16 protein-coding genes are annotated in these 16,302 nt (G+C 62.4%); all 16 read left to right on the forward strand.

The window, feature by feature from the left end; translation table 11 throughout:
• The first annotated feature begins 381 nt into the window (after positions 1–381).
• The 16 genes from MKS85_RS21510 to MKS85_RS21585 all read left to right on the forward strand — a co-directional run bounded on the left by MKS85_RS21510 (position 382) and on the right by MKS85_RS21585 (position 16,297).
• The gene (locus tag MKS85_RS21510; RefSeq protein ID WP_188252140.1) at positions 382–786 is read left to right on the forward strand and encodes a DUF2946 domain-containing protein; all 405 of its coding nucleotides are present in this window, start codon (positions 382–384) and stop codon (positions 784–786) included.
• 47 nt (positions 787–833) lie between these two features.
• Entirely contained in the window at positions 834–1,313 is a 480-nt protein-coding gene (locus MKS85_RS21515; protein WP_310663132.1) for a copper chaperone PCu(A)C, read from the forward strand.
• Between the two features lie 12 nt (positions 1,314–1,325).
• Positions 1,326–1,757: a DUF2946 domain-containing protein gene (locus tag MKS85_RS21520; RefSeq protein ID WP_188252141.1), complete on the forward strand. Its 432-nt coding sequence runs from the start codon at positions 1,326–1,328 to the stop codon at positions 1,755–1,757.
• An 83-nt stretch (positions 1,758–1,840) separates the two neighbouring features.
• On the forward strand, positions 1,841–3,967 hold the full coding sequence (locus MKS85_RS21525) for a TonB-dependent copper receptor (RefSeq protein WP_188252142.1): 2,127 nt from the start codon (positions 1,841–1,843) through the stop codon (positions 3,965–3,967).
• 171 nt (positions 3,968–4,138) lie between these two features.
• A complete protein-coding gene (locus MKS85_RS21530) occupies positions 4,139–5,518 on the forward strand; it encodes a PepSY domain-containing protein (RefSeq protein ID WP_076382860.1) in 1,380 nt (459 codons plus the stop codon).
• Positions 5,519–5,720: 202 nt separating this feature from the next.
• Complete coding sequence (locus MKS85_RS21535) at positions 5,721–6,509, forward strand: ABC transporter ATP-binding protein (RefSeq protein WP_173407438.1); 789 nt, start codon at positions 5,721–5,723, stop codon at positions 6,507–6,509.
• Positions 6,506–7,453: an ABC transporter substrate-binding protein gene (locus tag MKS85_RS21540; protein WP_160893714.1), complete on the forward strand. Its 948-nt coding sequence runs from the start codon at positions 6,506–6,508 to the stop codon at positions 7,451–7,453. The genes MKS85_RS21535 and MKS85_RS21540 overlap by 4 nt, the downstream gene beginning before the upstream one ends.
• Positions 7,450–8,460 (forward strand): iron ABC transporter permease, encoded by a 1,011-nt coding sequence (locus MKS85_RS21545; protein WP_092395852.1) that lies wholly within the window; start codon positions 7,450–7,452, stop codon positions 8,458–8,460. Before MKS85_RS21540 ends, MKS85_RS21545 begins: the two co-directional genes overlap by 4 nt.
• 243 nt (positions 8,461–8,703) lie before the next feature.
• Positions 8,704–9,969, forward strand: a complete 1,266-nt coding sequence (gene urtA / locus MKS85_RS21550) for an urea ABC transporter substrate-binding protein (protein ID WP_188252143.1) — start codon at positions 8,704–8,706, stop codon at positions 9,967–9,969.
• A 163-nt stretch (positions 9,970–10,132) separates the two neighbouring features.
• On the forward strand, positions 10,133–11,635 hold the full coding sequence (urtB, locus tag MKS85_RS21555; RefSeq protein ID WP_047227364.1) for an urea ABC transporter permease subunit UrtB: 1,503 nt from the start codon (positions 10,133–10,135) through the stop codon (positions 11,633–11,635).
• A complete protein-coding gene (gene urtC, locus MKS85_RS21560) occupies positions 11,635–12,711 on the forward strand; it encodes an urea ABC transporter permease subunit UrtC (protein WP_188252144.1) in 1,077 nt (358 codons plus the stop codon). The genes urtB and urtC overlap by 1 nt, the downstream gene beginning before the upstream one ends.
• A complete protein-coding gene (gene urtD, locus MKS85_RS21565; RefSeq protein ID WP_047227437.1) occupies positions 12,711–13,571 on the forward strand; it encodes an urea ABC transporter ATP-binding protein UrtD in 861 nt (286 codons plus the stop codon). The genes urtC and urtD overlap by 1 nt, the downstream gene beginning before the upstream one ends.
• 132 nt (positions 13,572–13,703) lie before the next feature.
• The gene (gene urtE, locus MKS85_RS21570; RefSeq protein WP_047227362.1) at positions 13,704–14,402 is read left to right on the forward strand and encodes an urea ABC transporter ATP-binding subunit UrtE; all 699 of its coding nucleotides are present in this window, start codon (positions 13,704–13,706) and stop codon (positions 14,400–14,402) included.
• 30 nt (positions 14,403–14,432) lie between these two features.
• A complete protein-coding gene (locus tag MKS85_RS21575) occupies positions 14,433–15,284 on the forward strand; it encodes an urease accessory protein UreD (protein WP_047227361.1) in 852 nt (283 codons plus the stop codon).
• Between the two features lie 167 nt (positions 15,285–15,451).
• Entirely contained in the window at positions 15,452–15,754 is a 303-nt protein-coding gene (gene ureA, locus MKS85_RS21580) for an urease subunit gamma (RefSeq protein ID WP_047227360.1), read from the forward strand.
• Positions 15,755–15,763: 9 nt separating this feature from the next.
• On the forward strand, positions 15,764–16,297 hold the full coding sequence (locus tag MKS85_RS21585; protein ID WP_047227359.1) for a GNAT family N-acetyltransferase: 534 nt from the start codon (positions 15,764–15,766) through the stop codon (positions 16,295–16,297).
• Positions 16,298–16,302 lie beyond the last annotated feature (5 nt).

A 16,302-nucleotide genomic window follows, 5' to 3' on the forward strand; every position in this document is an offset into this window, starting at 1 on the left:
TTTATCCCCGTTGGGCTGCGCAGCAGCCCCAAGAGCAGTGAATGTAGTCCACCCGACAAACCGCGAGATCAGATTTTTGGACTGCTTCGCAGCCCAACGGGGATAAATCCCCTCGCCACAATGAGTGCGCACACCCCTAGAGTTTCAAAGGAATGCTATGGCCCTCACACGAAGCTATAAACACACGATGAAGCCCCTACTCTGCTTTTGAACGCAGAGCAGGAGATGATCAAAATCCATTGCCATAAAAGCACTCCCTTGAAGATCTGTTGCTACTGTTAACCCAAGCCCTGCGACCCTACACCGCACGTGCTCTTTTTACTTATCAACCCCGATCAGGCTAAATACCGCCACCTGATCGACCATCGAGCGGATTGCCCCATGTCCCGACAACGGCTTGCATTTGCCTGGATCGCCTGCTTCGCAGTGCTGTTCAACATGCTTGCCATGCCGCTTTCCGGCAGCGGTGGTGCGATGGCAAAGGCCCAGTCGCCAGCCGAGCAATTGCTGTGGGGCAGTTTCTGCTCTTCCAGCGGCACGAAACTGGTGGCGATTTCCCTGGGCAAGTTCGAGCAGAGCACGCCGCAGAACGACGATCACTCGACGATGCAGCATTGCTGGTGCTGTGCGGGGTCGCCGCCCTTGGTGGCGCTCACCGGGCACGAGCCGCAGTTGTACCTGAATGCTCAGCCGGCCCATCGCGGCGCGGCCCACCCACTGCTCGACAGCCCCACACCGCGCCAGCAATGGCCGAGCCTCAATCCCCGCGCCTCACCTCTGGCCTGATTCTTCTCGCATGACACTGCGCCCTGAATCGTTCCGGAGAACTACCCATGCTGAACAGACTTATCCTGCTGGCCGCCCTGCTGCTTCCCGTCGGCTTCGCCCAAGCTCACCAGTACAAAGCGGGCGAGCTTGAAATCGCTCATCCATGGTCCCAGGAGTTGCCGCCCAATGCACCGACCGTGGCCGCGTACTTCGTGATTCACAACAAGGGCACAACCGCCGACAAACTGCTCAGCCTCGATTCGCCGATTGCCGACAAAGCCGAGCTCCACGAACACGTGATGCAAAACGACCTGATGAAAATGCAAGCGGTGCCCGTCGTTGATATCGCCCCCGGTGCGACTGTCACCTTCGCGCCGATGGCGTATCACGTGATGCTGCTGGGGCTGGAGGATCGCAGCCTGCTCAGCGACGGCAAACGCTTCCCTCTGACCCTGCATTTCGAAAAAGCGGGGGATGTCACGGTCGATGTCGCGGTGCAGAAAAAAGCCCCCGACAGCAGCAAAACCCAAACGCACGCCCACTGATCACCTTTGCCCATGCGAACGCCCCGCGCCAGGTCGGTCATGCCCCGCCGTCAGCTGATGAGCCTGACACGCGGCAGCTGGATCAGCCTGTTCGCCATGCTGATGATCTTTATCGGTCCGCTGATTTCTCAGTCGATGCCGATGGATCAGCGCATGTCTTCGTCCATGACCATGAACATGGACATGTCGGCGGGCGTTCACGCCGAGCATGAAGCACCGAAAGCCGAACATTGCCCGCCCCAGAGTGAGCATCACGTACTGTGGGAAAAGTGTGGTTATTGCAGCCTGCTGTTCAATTGCCCCGCGCTGACGGGGGGTCATAGCTTCGCCGTCTTCGATACCCCGCCACCCCACACCTACACCAGCCCCTCGCCACGCCTGGGCCATGCCCGGACGTCATTCTTCCCCGGTGCCCGCACCCGCGCACCGCCCCTCGACGCGTAGACCCCACACTTACTTCACCCGGTCGCAAAAGACAGCCCCAGGTTGCCCGACCGTGTCGTTTACGTCTGTTCGATGGAATCATCATGTCCAGGTTTTCTGCCGACATCGCATTGGGGGCAGCCCAGGTTCGCTGCTCCCCGAACGAGCCCCGGGTTCGTTTTCGCTACACCGCCACCGCACTGTGCGGCCTGCTGCTCACGCCCTGTGCGCTGGCCGACGAGCATGCTCACCACGAAGCTCAGATCGAAGAGCTGAGCCCGACGGTCATTACCGCCGTCGCTCCCAGCTCGCCCCTGACCGTGGTCACTAACCCCAAGGATCCGCGCCAACCGGTGCCGGCCAGCGACGGCGGCGATTATCTCAAGACCATTCCCGGCTTCGCCCTGGTGCGCAACGGCGGCACCAATGGCGACCCGGTACTGCGGGGCATGTTCGGCTCGCGGCTGAACATTCTCACCAATGGCAGCATGCTGCTGGGCGCTTGCCCGGGCCGGATGGACGCGCCGACGTCCTATATTTCGCCGGAAACCTACGACAAACTCACCGTTATCAAGGGCCCGCAAACCGTGCTCTGGGGCCCTGGTGCATCGGCCGGGACCGTGCTGTTCGAACGCGAGCCGGAGCAGTTCGGCGAACTGGGCACCCGGATCAACGCCAGCGTACTGGCCGGTTCCAACGGTCGCTTCGACAAGGTCGTGGATGCGGCTGCCGGCGGATCTTTGGGTTACGTGCGGGTGATCGGCAACACCGCTCATTCAGACGATTATCGTGACGGCAACAACGACACGGTGCCGTCGCGCTACGACAAGTGGAACGGCGACGTGACGCTGGGCTGGACGCCGGATGCCGATACCCTGCTGGAACTGACCGCTGGCAAGGGCGACGGTGAAGCACGCTACGCCGGACGTGGCATGGATGGCTCGCAGTTCAAGCGTGAAAGCCTGGGCTTGCGTTTCGAGCGTTCGAACATGGGCAATGTGCTGGATACGCTCGAAGCGCAGGTCTACTACAACTACGCCGACCATGTGATGGACAACTACACGCTGCGCACGCCGTCCGGCACCGGGATGATGGCCGGCCCCATGGCGTCCAACGTCGACCGCCGCACCCTCGGCGCACGCATCAAGGCCACCTGGCGCTGGGCCGATGTGCAATTGATCAGTGGCCTGGACGCCCAGACCAACGAGCATCGCCAACGCAGTAGCATGGGCATCGACACCTACAAGGAACGGCCGCGCACCAAGGACGCCGACTTTCATAACTACGGCGTGTTCAGTGAGTTGACCTGGTACGCCGCCGACCGCGACCGGCTGGTCAGCGGCGCCCGCCTCGACCGTGCCTCGGCCAAGGATTACCGTCAAAGCATCGGCTCCGGCATGTCCGCCCGGCCCAATCCCACTGCCGACCAAACCCGCGCCGACACGCTGCCCAGTGGTTTCGTACGCTACGAACACGATCTGGCCGACAGCCCTACTACCCTCTATGCGGGCCTGGGCCACGCACAACGCTTTCCGGATTACTGGGAGCTGTTTTCGGCCAACGCCGGCCCCGCCGGTTCGCTGAATGCTTTCGACTCGATCAAACCGGAGAAAACCACCCAACTCGACTTCGGCCTGCAGTACAAGACCGAAACCCTTGAGGCCTGGGCGTCAGGTTATGTCGGGCAGGTGCGCGACTACATCCTGTTCGACTACACGCCCGGCATGATGGGCACCACCTCCCGGGCCGAGAACATTGATGCGCGGATCATGGGTGGTGAGCTGGGCGCGGCCTACAAGCTGACCGAGCGCTGGAAAGCCGATGCGACATTGGCCTACGCCTGGGGCAAAAACAGCAGCGATGGCAGCGCCCTGGCACAGATGCCGCCGCTCGATGCCCGCCTGGGCCTGACCTACAGCGAAGATCGCTGGAGCGCCGGCGCCCTGTGGCGCGTGGTGGCCGCGCAAAACCGTGTCGACGAGAACAAGGGCAACGTAGTGGGCAAGGACTACGGCAAGAGTTCCGGGTTCGGGGTGTTCTCCCTCAACGGTGCCTACCGCATCAATAAGCACTGGAAGGTCAGCAGCGGCGTCGACAACCTGTTCGGCAAAGCCTACGCCGAACATCTGAACCTGGCCGGCAACGCCGGGTTCGGCTACCCGGCGAGTGACCCGCAAGCCATCAACGAACCGGGGCGCACGCTCTGGACCAAGGTGGATATGAGCTTCTAACAACTGACCTGATTGATCGTTCCCACGCTCTGCGTGGGAATGCAGCACGGGACGCTTCGCGTCCTGCGGTGACGCAGAGCGTCACTGGATGCGTTCCCACGCGGGAGCGTGGGAACGATCAAAAGCGCCAAAAACATAACGATCACATTTGCCCTGCGGAGCGCTTCTAAAATGAGCCAACCGAAACCCAATTTCTACAACCTGGCCTGGCGCTGGCATTTTTATGCCGGGCTGTTCGTGGCGCCGTTCATGGTGATGCTGGCCTTGACCGGCATCATTTACCTGTTCAAGCCGCAACTCGACCCTCTGATGTACGGCAGCCTGCTGAACGTGCCGGCCGGCCATCACACGATGGCGGCGGACGACCTGCTCAAACAGGTCCGCCAGGCCTACCCCGAAGGCCAGGTCAAACAGTACCTGCCGCCGATCAATGCCGAGCGCAGTGCGCAATTCGTGGTGATCGACAAGAGCCGCGAGCTGAACGTGTTCATCGACCCGTACCATGGCGATGTCCTCGGTGAACAGGACGCCAAGGACAACCTGCAAGCCATCGCCCGGGCCATCCACGGTGAGTTGATGATCGGCACCGTGGGTGACCGACTGGTGGAAATGGCCGCCGGCTGGGGCGTGGTCCTGGTGGTGTCGGGCCTGTACCTGTGGTGGCCTCGCGGGCAGTCGTCGGCCGGAGTGTTGTGGCCACGCTGGAGCGCTCGCGGTCGTTTGTTCTGGCGCGACCTGCATGGGGTCGTCGGCTTCTGGGGCGCGGCGTTTCTGCTGGTGATGCTGCTCAGCGGCATGACCTGGACCGGCTTCTGGGGCAAGCAATATGCTGACCTCTGGAACCGCTTCCCGGCTGCCATGTGGAACGACATGCCCAAGTCCGACGTCGCCGCCGGCAGCCTCAACAATGCGCACCGCCAGACCGTACCCTGGGCCGTGGAAAATACCCCGATGCCGATGTCCGGCGACCATGCCGAACACATGGCCCACGGCGGCGCCCATGAAGGTCCCGCCGCGCCGACCGTAAGCCTGCAAGCGGTGCAGGACATCGCCACCGAACGCAAAGTGGAACCTGGCTACAGCATCACCCTGCCGACCACCGCTACCGGCGTATTCACCATCGCTGTATTCGCCGACGACCCGCGCAACGACGCGACCCTGCACGTGGACCAGTACACCGGCAAGGTCCTGGCGGATGTGCGTTGGGAACATTACGGCGTCGTCGCCCGCGCCACCGAAACCGGCGTGATGCTGCACGAAGGCAAGATGTTCGGCCCGCTGAACCAGATCATCGTGTTGCTGATTTGCTTGATGATCCTGCTCAGCGCCGTCAGCGGCGTGGTGATCTGGTGGAAGCGTCGGCCCCAGGGCAAGTTCGGCGTACCGGCGCTGCGTCACGACTTGCCGACCTGGAAGACCGGGGTGTTCATCATGCTGGCCCTGGCAGTGGTGTTTCCGCTGGTGGGGGCGTCGCTGCTGGTGATGGGGTTGCTGGATCGGCTCGTCACCCGTTTCAATCGCCAGCCTGAGGTGGTTTCATCTTCAAGTTGAAGACAGCGCGTTAACGAAAGACGGCGCGAAACCTCTACAATCGCGCCCGCCTTGCGAATTGTGAACACGGTGTTCCTGTGGGAGCGAGCCTGCTCGCGATAGCGGTCTGTCAGCCACCTCTCTGCAGGCTGATCCAGCGCTATCGCGAGCAGGCTCGCTCCCACAGGGGGCTGTGTCTCGATCCAACCATTTGAGTAGCTGCATGACCGCACTAACCCTCTCCCACCTCGCCTGGACACCCCTGGGCCATGGCCACTGCCATCATCAGTTCCAGCTGCGTGACGCCACGTTGCAGGTGGGTGCCGGGGAGTTTGTCGGGTTGATCGGGCCCAATGGCAGCGGCAAGACCAGTCTGTTGCGCTGCGCCTATCGGTTCAGTCAGCCGGAGGCGGGAGAGGTCAAACTTGACCATCACAACGTCTGGAAACAGTCCTCGCGCTGGTGCGCCCAACGCATCGCTGTGGTGTTGCAAGAGTTTCCCGACGCCTTCGGCCTGACGGTCCAGGAAGTGGTCGCCATGGGGCGCACGCCACACAAAGGCCTGTTCGATGGCGACAATCAGCGGGATCTGAGCCTGGTCAGCCAGTCACTGGAATCGGTGGGGCTGCAAGGTTTCGGCGACCATGCTTTCGCCACACTCTCGGGCGGGGAAAAGCAACGGGTGATCCTGGCTCGCGCCCTGGCGCAGCAGCCGCAGGTGCTGATCCTCGATGAGCCGACCAATCACCTCGACCCGCGTTATCAACTCCAACTGCTGCAACTGATCAAACGCCTGGGGATCGGCACCCTCGCCAGCATCCACGACCTGAACCTGGCCGCTGCGTTCTGTGATCGGCTCTACGTCATCGACCACGGACACATCGTCGCCAGCGGCACGCCCAAGGAAGTGCTGACGGTCACGCTATTGCGCGACGTATTCGGCGTGCAGGCGCTGATTGACGAACACCCCTTGGCCGCCCACCCCCGAATCACCTGGATAACCCAACCATGATCTTGCGTTCCCTGCTGCTTCTGCCGCTGCTGCTCGGCAGTGCACATGCTTTGGCCGAGGCCACCCGCTACCCATTGACGATCCAAAGCTGCAATCGCGAAGTCACCTTCAACCAGGCGCCGAAACACGCCGTCAGCCATGACATCAACATGACCCAGATGATGCTCGCCCTGGGGCTCAAGTCGCGCATGGTGGGCTACAGCGGCATCAGCGGCTGGAAGTCCGTGACGCCCGACATGGAGAAAATCCTCGATGGCCTGCCGGAGCTGGCGGCCAAATACCCGTCGGTGGAAACCCTGCTCAATGCCAACGTGGATTTCTTCTTTGCCGGCTGGGACTACGGCATGCGGGTGGGCGGCGACCTGACGCCGCAAACCCTGCAACCGCTGGGCATCAATGTGTACGAGTTGACCGAATCCTGCGCGTTCGTGATGAAACGCCCGCCGGCCACACTGGAAGACACCTATAACGACCTGCGCAACCTGGGAAGGATTTTCGATGTGCAGGATCGCGCCAATGAGTTGATCGCCTCGATGCAGGCCCAGGTGGCGCAAGTGCGCAAGCAGTTGCCTGCTGATCAGCCCCGAGTGTTCCTGTACGACAGTGGCGAAGACCGCGCCATGACCTCCGGCCGTCTCGGCATGCCACAGGCCCTGATCGATGCGGCCGGCGGGCGCAACATTCTTGATGACGTGCAGACCAGTTGGACCCGGGTGAGCTGGGAGAACGTGGTCGAGCGCAACCCCGAAGTGATCGTGATTGTCGATTACGGCGAAGTCAGCGCCGAGCAGAAGCAGCAATTCCTGCTGAACAACCCGGCCCTGCAATCAGTGGATGCGATCAAGCACCGGCGCTTCATCGTGATCCCTTACGTCCAGGCCACGCCGGGTATCGATAACGTATTGGCGGTGCAAACCCTGGCAAAGGGTTTTCACCGTCCATGAGCAATCGTCGCTATGGCGCGCTGCTGGTGTGCCTCGGTGCACTGATGCTGGTGTCGTGCGTGGTGTCCCTGGGGTTCGGTCCGGCGCGGGTGCCGGTGGCTGTGGTCTGGGACATCCTGCTGAACAAGGCTTTCGGTGTGGGTGACGTGTATTGGTCGCCCGGCCAGGAACATATCGTTTGGCTGATCCGCGTACCGCGCCTGCTGCTCGGTGCCTTGGTGGGCGCTGGGCTGGCGTTGATCGGTGCGGTCCTGCAAGCGGTGACGCGCAACCCCCTGGCCGACCCGCACCTGCTGGGCGTCACGTCCGGCGCGACCCTGGGTGCGGTCATTGTGGTGCTGCATGTCGGTGAGATCATTGGTCTGCTGACCCTGCCGCTGGCCGCATTTATCGGCGCATTGTTGAGCATGTTGCTGGTACTGGCCATCGCCAGCCGCCAAGGCCGTCTGGAAAGCGATCGCTTGTTGCTGTGCGGCGTGGCGGTGTCATTCGTGATGATGGCGGCGGCCAACCTCTTGCTGTTTCTGGGTGACCATCGCGCCAGTTCCGCAGTGATGTTCTGGATGCTCGGCGGCCTGGGCCTGGCGCGCTGGGAATTGCTGGCGGTGCCGGCGGCCAGTGTATTGCTGGGGCTGGGATTGCTGCTGGGCATGGCCCGGCCGCTGAATGCACTGATGGCGGGCGAACAGACCGCCGTGACCCTGGGCCTGAACGCGGCGAAGGTGAGGTTGTGGATTTTCCTGATCGCCTCGCTGATGACCGGCGTGCTGGTGTCCATCAGCGGCTCGATCGGTTTTGTCGGGCTAATGGTGCCGCACATTGCCAGGCGCCTGGTGGGTGCCGAACACCGTCGGCTGCTGCCTGCGTGTGTTCTGCTGGGCAGCCTGTTCCTGGTGTGGGTGGATGTGGCGGCCCGGACCCTGATCGCACCGGAGGACTTGCCCATTGGCGTCGCCACTGCCGCTATCGGTGGCCTGTTCTTCATCGGCCTGATGCGCCGTCGCTGAATCCACCCCTGTTTCCCTGACTTGCAAATAACAGGGGAACTGCAAGCCTTCGCCCCAATGTGGCGCATCTGATCGCACCAGCGCCTAGGCCGCGGTCGCTAGTGGTGCATTCGCACTTTTACCCCAGCGCGCCAACCCCGCATTCTCAATGCCTTTGCCCAACCGGGCACACCCCTTGCAAAAGCCCCTTCAGCGTCCGCATCTGCCATCGAAAAAAACTCATAATTGCACGGAGATCGCACAATGAAGCGTCGTAGCTTGATCAAGGCTTTTACACTCTCGGCAAGCATTGCCGCGATGGGCATGGCCTGGACCGTCCAGGCCGCCGAAACCATCAAGGTCGGCATCTTGCATTCATTGTCCGGCACCATGGCGATCTCCGAGACGTCCCTCAAGGACATGGCGCTGATGACCATCGACGAGATCAACGCCAAGGGTGGGGTCAATGGCAAGCAGCTCGAAGCGGTGGTCGTGGACCCGGCCTCGAACTGGCCGCTGTTCGCCGAAAAAGGCCGTCAATTGCTGACCCAGGACAAGGTCGCGGTGGTGTTCGGCTGCTGGACGTCGGTGTCGCGCAAATCCGTGTTGCCGGTGTTCGAAGAGCTCAACGGCCTGCTGTTCTACCCGGTGCAATACGAAGGCGAAGAGATGTCGCCGAACGTCTTCTACACCGGCGCGGCGCCGAACCAGCAGGCCATTCCGGCGGTGGAATACCTGATGAGCGAAGAAGGCGGCAGTGCCAAGCGCTACTTCCTGCTGGGCACCGACTACGTCTACCCGCGCACCACCAACAAGATCCTGCGTTCGTTCCTGCATTCCAAAGGTGTGGTGGACAAGGACATCGAAGAGGTCTACACCCCGTTCGGCCACAGCGACTACCAGACCATCGTGGCCAACATCAAAAAGTTCTCGGCCGGCGGCAAGACCGCGGTCATCTCCACGGTCAACGGCGACTCCAACGTGCCGTTCTATAAAGAACTGGCGAACCAGGGCCTGAAAGCCACCGACGTACCAGTGGTGGCGTTCTCGGTGGGCGAAGAAGAGCTGCGCGGCATCGACACCAAGCCGCTGGTGGGTAACCTGGCGGCGTGGAACTACTTCGAGTCCGTGGATAACCCGGCGAACAAGAAATTCGTCGATTCCTGGAAGGCCTATGCCAAAGCCAAGAACCTGCCGGGCGCCGACAAAGCCGTGACCAACGACCCGATGGAAGCCACCTACGTGGGCATCCATATGTGGGCGCAAGCGGTTGAAAAAGCCAAGTCCACTGACGTTGACAAAGTCCGCGAAGCCCTGGCCGGCCAGACCTTCGACGCACCGTCGGGCTACACCCTGACCATGGACAAGACCAACCACCACCTGCACAAGCCGGTGATGATCGGCGAGATCCAGGCCGACGGTCAGTTCAATGTGGTCTGGCAGACCGAGGGCCCGATCCGCGCCCAGCCATGGAGCCCGTTCATCGAAGGCAACGACAAGAAGCCTGACTATGCGGTGAAGAGCAACTGAGTCCATGGGTGTCGGTCCTGGATCCCGGGACCGACACACAACCTTGTGGGAGCGAGCCTGCTCGCGATAGCGGTGGGTCAGCTAGAAATGATGTGACTGACTCTCCGCTATCGCGAGCAGGCTCGCTCCCACATAAGAAAGAAGTTCGCGCAAGGCCAAGCATATGCCCACCGCCCTCTACCGCCTCATCCTCGCCCTGGTGCTGCTATTGCCACTGGAGGCCCACGCCGGTGATGCCGAAGATTTCCTCGCCGCCAAGCCGCCCCAGCAAGCCACGCTGCTGGAAACCTGGGCCGCGCAGCCGGAACCTGAGCGTGTCGAACTGATCAACGCCTTGCAACAAGGCCAGTTGACCGTCGACGGCCAGCCCAAGACCCTGCGCCTGAACAACCGCTTGCGAGGGTTGATTGAAACCGCCCTGGCCAGCCATCAACTATTGGCCGCTGACGCCAGCGTGCGCCTGAGCGCTGCCCAACAACTGCAAAAAAGCGCCCGCCCAGCCCAACTGGCGTTTCTCGATCGGCAACTGGCCGGCGAGCAGGACGAAGACGTGCATGCAGCCCTGAGCCTGGCGTTGGCGAACCTGCAACTGGTGGACCCCAACCCGTCGGTTCGCCTGGCTGCCGTCCGGCTACTGGGGGAAACCGGCGATCCGTTGGCCCGCACCCGCCTCGAAGGCCTGCTCGAACCCGGCGTTGAAACCGACGCCACGGTACGCACCGCCGCCGAAACCAGCCTCGGCCAGGTCAAGCGCAAGCTGCTGATCGGTGAATTGCTGGGCCAGGCCTTCAGCGGCATGTCCCTGGGCTCGATCCTGCTCCTGGCCGCCCTGGGCCTGGCAATCACCTTCGGCCTGCTGGGGGTGATCAACATGGCCCACGGCGAGATGCTCATGTTGGGGGCCTATTCCACCTACGTGGTGCAGATGCTGTTCCAGCGCTTCGCCCCGAATGCCATCGAGTTCTACCCGTTGATCGCCCTGCCGGTGGCGTTTTTCATCACCGCCGCCATCGGTATGGTTTTGGAGCGCACGGTGATTCGCCATCTCTACGGAAGGCCATTGGAAACCCTGCTCGCCACCTGGGGCATCAGCCTGATGCTGATCCAACTGGTGCGCCTGGTGTTCGGCGCGCAGAACGTCGAAGTCGCCAACCCGGCCTGGCTGTCCGGCGGCATCCAGGTACTGCCGAATCTCGTACTGCCCTACAACCGCATCGTGATCATCGCCTTCGCCCTGTTCGTGGTGGCGCTGACCTGGCTGTTGCTGAACAAGACCCGCCTGGGCCTGAACGTGCGCGCGGTGACCCAGAACCGCAACATGGCCGCTTGCTGCGGCGTGCCCACCGGCCGCGTGGACATGCTCGCCTTCGGCCTCGGCTCGGGCATCGCCGGGCTTGGCGGCGTGGCCCTGAGCCAGATCGGCAACGTCGGCCCGGACCTGGGCCAGAGCTACATCATCGACTCGTTCCTGGTGGTGGTGCTCGGTGGCGTCGGTCAGTTGGCCGGCAGTGTGTTCGCCGCGTTCGGGCTGGGCATCGCCAACAAGATTCTTGAACCGCAGATCGGCGCCGTGCTCGGCAAGATCCTGATCCTCGCGCTGATCATTCTGTTCATCCAGAAGCGTCCGCAAGGCCTCTTCGCGCTCAAAGGACGGGTAATCGACTGATGAACCAGCCCCTGATGCTCACGGCCGCGCAAAAGGCCGGCCCGAAAGTCACCCTCGCCGTCGGCGTGGTGATCCTGGCAGTGCTGTTGAGCCTGCCGCTGCTGTCGCTGTTGGCAGTGGATAACCCGCTGCATGTCTCGGCTTACACCCTGACCCTGGTGGGCAAGATTCTCTGCTACGCCATCGTCGCTCTGGCGCTGGACCTGGTCTGGGGCTACGCCGGCCTGCTCTCCCTGGGCCACGGTCTGTTCTTCGCCCTGGGCGGCTATGCCATGGGCATGTACCTGATGCGCCAGGCCGCCGGTGACGGCTTGCCGGCGTTCATGACCTTTCTGTCGTGGAGCGAATTGCCCTGGTACTGGAGCGGCACCGACAGCTTTGTCTGGGCCATGTGCCTGGTGGTGCTGGCACCAGGGTTGCTGGCGCTGGTGTTCGGCTTCTTCGCCTTCCGCTCGCGGATCAAGGGCGTGTATTTCTCGATCATGACCCAGGCCCTGACGTTTGCCGGGATGCTGCTGTTTTTCCGCAACGAAACCGGGTTTGGCGGCAACAACGGCTTCACCAACTTTCGCTCGATCCTGGGCTTTGGCATCACCGAGCCGGGCACCCGAGCGGTGCTGTTCCTGGCCACGGTGCTGCTCTTGGTGGCGAACCTGTTCATCGGCTGGCGCCTGGCCCGCAGCAAGTTCGGCCGAGTGCTGACCGCCCTGCGCGACGCGGAAAACCGCCTGATGTTCTGCGGCTACGATCCCCGTGGCTTCAAGCTGTTCGTCTGGGTGTTGAGCGCGGTGTTGTGCGGCCTGGCCGGGGCGTTGTATGTGCCGCAGGTGGGCATCATCAACCCCAGCGAAATGTCGCCGACCAACTCCATCGAGGCCGCCGTGTGGGTGGCCCTTGGCGGGCGCGGCACGCTGATCGGGCCGCTGCTGGGGGCCGGTGTGGTCAACGGCATGAAGAGCTGGTTCACCGTGGCCTTTCCCGAGTACTGGCTGTTCTTCCTCGGCGCGCTGTTCATCGTTGTGACCCTGTATCTGCCCAAGGGTGTGATCGGGCTACTCAAGAAAAGGGGCGAATGATGCGAATCACACCCACAGCCGATTTCATGCTCGAACCCATACTGGATCCCAACAAAGACCAAGGCAGCAGTCGCGACGCCATCGGCCTCGGTCAGGCCGCCGGCAAGGGCCTGAACACCCGTCACGGCACCATCCTGACCCTGGAAGACATCAGCGTCAGTTTCGACGGTTTCAAGGCCCTGAACGCTCTGAACCTGTACATCGGCGTCGGCGAATTGCGCTGCATCATCGGCCCCAACGGCGCGGGCAAGACCACGCTGATGGACGTGATCACCGGCAAGACCCGGCCCAGCCACGGCAAGGCCTGGTTCGGTGAAACCCTGGACCTGACGAGCATGAGCGAAGTGCAGATCGCCCAGGCCGGCATCGGTCGCAAATTCCAGAAACCCACGGTGTTCGAAGCCTTGAGCGTGTTCGAGAACCTGGAGCTGGCGCTGAAAACCGACAAATCGGTGTGGGCCAGCCTGCGGGCCAAACTCACTGGCGAGCAACACGAGCGCATCAGCGAAGTGCTGGAGACCATCCGCCTCACGACGTCGGTCAATCGCGCCGCCGGGTTGCTGTCCCACGGGCAGAAACAGTTTCTGGAGATCGGCATGCTGCTGGTGCAGGACCCACAACTCTTGCTGCTCGACGAACCCGTGGCGGGCATGACCGACGCCGAAACCGAGTTCACTGCCGAGCTGTTCAAATCACTGGCGGGCAAGCATTCGCTGATGGTGGTGGAACACGACATGGGCTTCGTCGGCGCGATTGCCGACCACGTCACCGTGCTGCACCAGGGCAGCGTGCTGGCCGAAGGGTCGCTGGCGCAGGTGCAGGACAATGAGCGGGTGATCGAGGTGTATCTCGGGCGCTGAGGCGCAAAATTGCTTTTTATGTGGGAGCGAGCCTGCTCGCGATGGCGGTGTGTCAGTCAGCATCCATTCTGAATGTTCTGACGCTATCGCGAGCAGGCTCGCTCCCACAGGGGTTCGAGGAGAATCTGGAAAATGCTGCAAGTCGACAAGCTGCACCAATACTACGGCGGTAGCCACATCCTGCGCGGCCTGTCGTTCGACGTGAAGGTCGGCGAGGTGACGTGCCTGCTGGGCCGCAACGGCGTGGGCAAGACCACCCTGCTCAAATGCCTGATGGGCCTGTTGCCGGCCAAGGAAGGGGCGGTGAGCTGGGAAGGCAAACCCATCACCACCTTCAAACCGCACCAACGGGTGCACGCCGGTATTGCCTACGTGCCTCAGGGCCGGGAGATTTTCGGACGGCTGACGGTGGAAGAAAACCTGCTGATGGGCCTGTCGCGTTTTCCCGCCGCCGAGGCCAAGGAGGTGCCGGCGTTCATTTACGAATTGTTCCCGGTGCTGCTGCAAATGAAACAACGCCGTGGCGGTGACCTGTCCGGTGGCCAGCAACAGCAACTTGCCATTGGCCGGGCCCTGGCCAGCCGTCCGCGCCTGCTGATTCTCGACGAGCCCACCGAAGGCATTCAACCGTCGGTGATCAAGGAGATCGGCGTGGTCATCAAGAAACTGGCGGCCCGGGGCGACATGGCGATTTTGCTGGTGGAGCAGTTCTACGACTTCGCCGCCGAGCTGGCCGATCAATACCTGGTGATGTCCCGGGGCGAGATCGTGCAGCAGGGGCGCGGAGAAAATATGGAAGCCGAGGGTGTGCGCGGGCTGGTTACGATCTAGTCTGTAGCGCTCTAACGATAATCGGAAATCATGAACCTACCTGTCTCCTTACTGGCGCCTTCGGCCCTGTTCACCCCCAGCTGGCATGCCGAGCTGGAACTGGGTTATGCCCGGTTCGGTGACTGCACGCGTCCGGTGCAGCGCCGCCACAAAGGTCCGCTGCGGGTGCAAAAACACCTGTACGCCGAAGGCCCCGAAGTGTGCCAACACATCATCGTCCACCCGCCCGGCGGAATTGCCGGCGGTGATCGGTTGGACATCGCGGCCCACGTCGGCCCCGCTGCCTGGGCGCAGTTGACCAGTCCCGGCGCGGCCAAGTGGTATCGCGCCGCCGGCCCGGCCTATCAGCAACTGAACCTGAGCGTGGCCGCGGGGGCGACCCTGGAATGGCTGCCCCAGGAAACCATCGTCTTCAGCGCCGCCCAGGCCGAACTCAGCACCAGCATCGACCTGCAAGGTGACGGGCGCTTGTTCTACTGGGACATGGTGGCCCTCGGCCGGCCGGCCAGCGGTGAACGATTTGACCTGGGACACTTCCAGTCGCGGCTGGACATTCGCCGCGACGGGCAGTTGCTCTGGCATGAACGCCAGCGCATTGTGGGCGGTGACGGGTTGCTCGACTCGCCCATCGGGCTGGGCGGCGATCCGGTGTTTGCCACGTTGTTGGTGACCGGGGAAATCGATAGTGCGTTGCTGGAACAGTGCCGATCCCTGGGCCATGACGTGCGCGGCGACCTGACCCAATTGCCCGGCCTGATCGTGGCCCGATGTCTGGCGAGCGAGGCGCTGCTGGCGCGGGGTTGGTTGATTGAATTGTGGCGTTTGCTCAGGCCTGCATTGCTTGGAAGAGAGGCCATGCCGCCCAGAATCTGGAGTACATGAATCTGCTTTCCTGTGGGAGCGAGCTTGCTCGCGATGGCGATGGAACATTCAACATTAATGTCGACTGACACACCGCTATCGCGAGCAAGCTCGCTCCCACAAAGGATCTCCCACAAGGAGATCTGTGTTTACAGCAAGAATTTTTTATCTGCCCTTATGGATTGCACATGGACCTGACCCCACGCGAAAAAGACAAGCTGCTGATCTTCACCGCCGGCCTCGTCGCCGAGCGACGGTTGGCTCGCGGCTTGAAGCTCAACTACCCGGAGGCGATGGCCTATATTTCCGCCGCCCTGCTCGAAGGCGCCCGCGACGGCCAGACCGTGGCCGAGCTGATGCATTACGGCACCACGCTGTTGACCCGCGAACAGGTAATGGAGGGCATCCCGGAAATGATCCCGGAGATCCAGGTCGAGGCGACGTTTCCCGACGGCACCAAACTGGTCACTGTCCACCAGCCGATCGCGTGAGGCCACACCATGACCTATGACATTCGAGACGCCCGCCACGCCGACTTGCCAGCGATCCGTGACATCTACAACGACGCGGTGCTGAACACCACGGCGATCTGGAACGAACAGGCCGTGGACCTGGGCAATCGCCAGGCATGGTTCAGCGCCCGGCAATCGCAAGGCTATCCAGTGCTGGTGGTGGTCGATGACGAGGATAACGTCCTCGGCTATGCCTCGTTCGGCGACTGGCGACCCTTCGATGGTTTCCGGCACACCGTGGAGCATTCGGTGTACGTACGTGATGACCAACGCGGCAACGGCTTGGGCTCACTGTTGATGACGGCCCTGATCGAGCGCGCCAGGGCGTGCGGCAAACACGTCATGGTCGCGGCCATCGAAAGCGGCAACGCCGCCTCGATTCGCCTGCACGAGCGGGCTGGCTTCATCACCACCGGGCAGATGCCCCAGGTGGGCACCAAGTTCGGCCGTTGGCTGGACCTGACTTTCATGCAGTTGATCCTCAACCCAGGGGCGCTACCGCCTGCCGTCGACAAGGAGTGATGCCT

This window comes from Pseudomonas sp. JL2 (assembly GCF_031570495.1).
In the GTDB taxonomy this organism is placed as follows: Bacteria; Pseudomonadota; Gammaproteobacteria; order Pseudomonadales; family Pseudomonadaceae; genus Aquipseudomonas; species Aquipseudomonas rhizophila.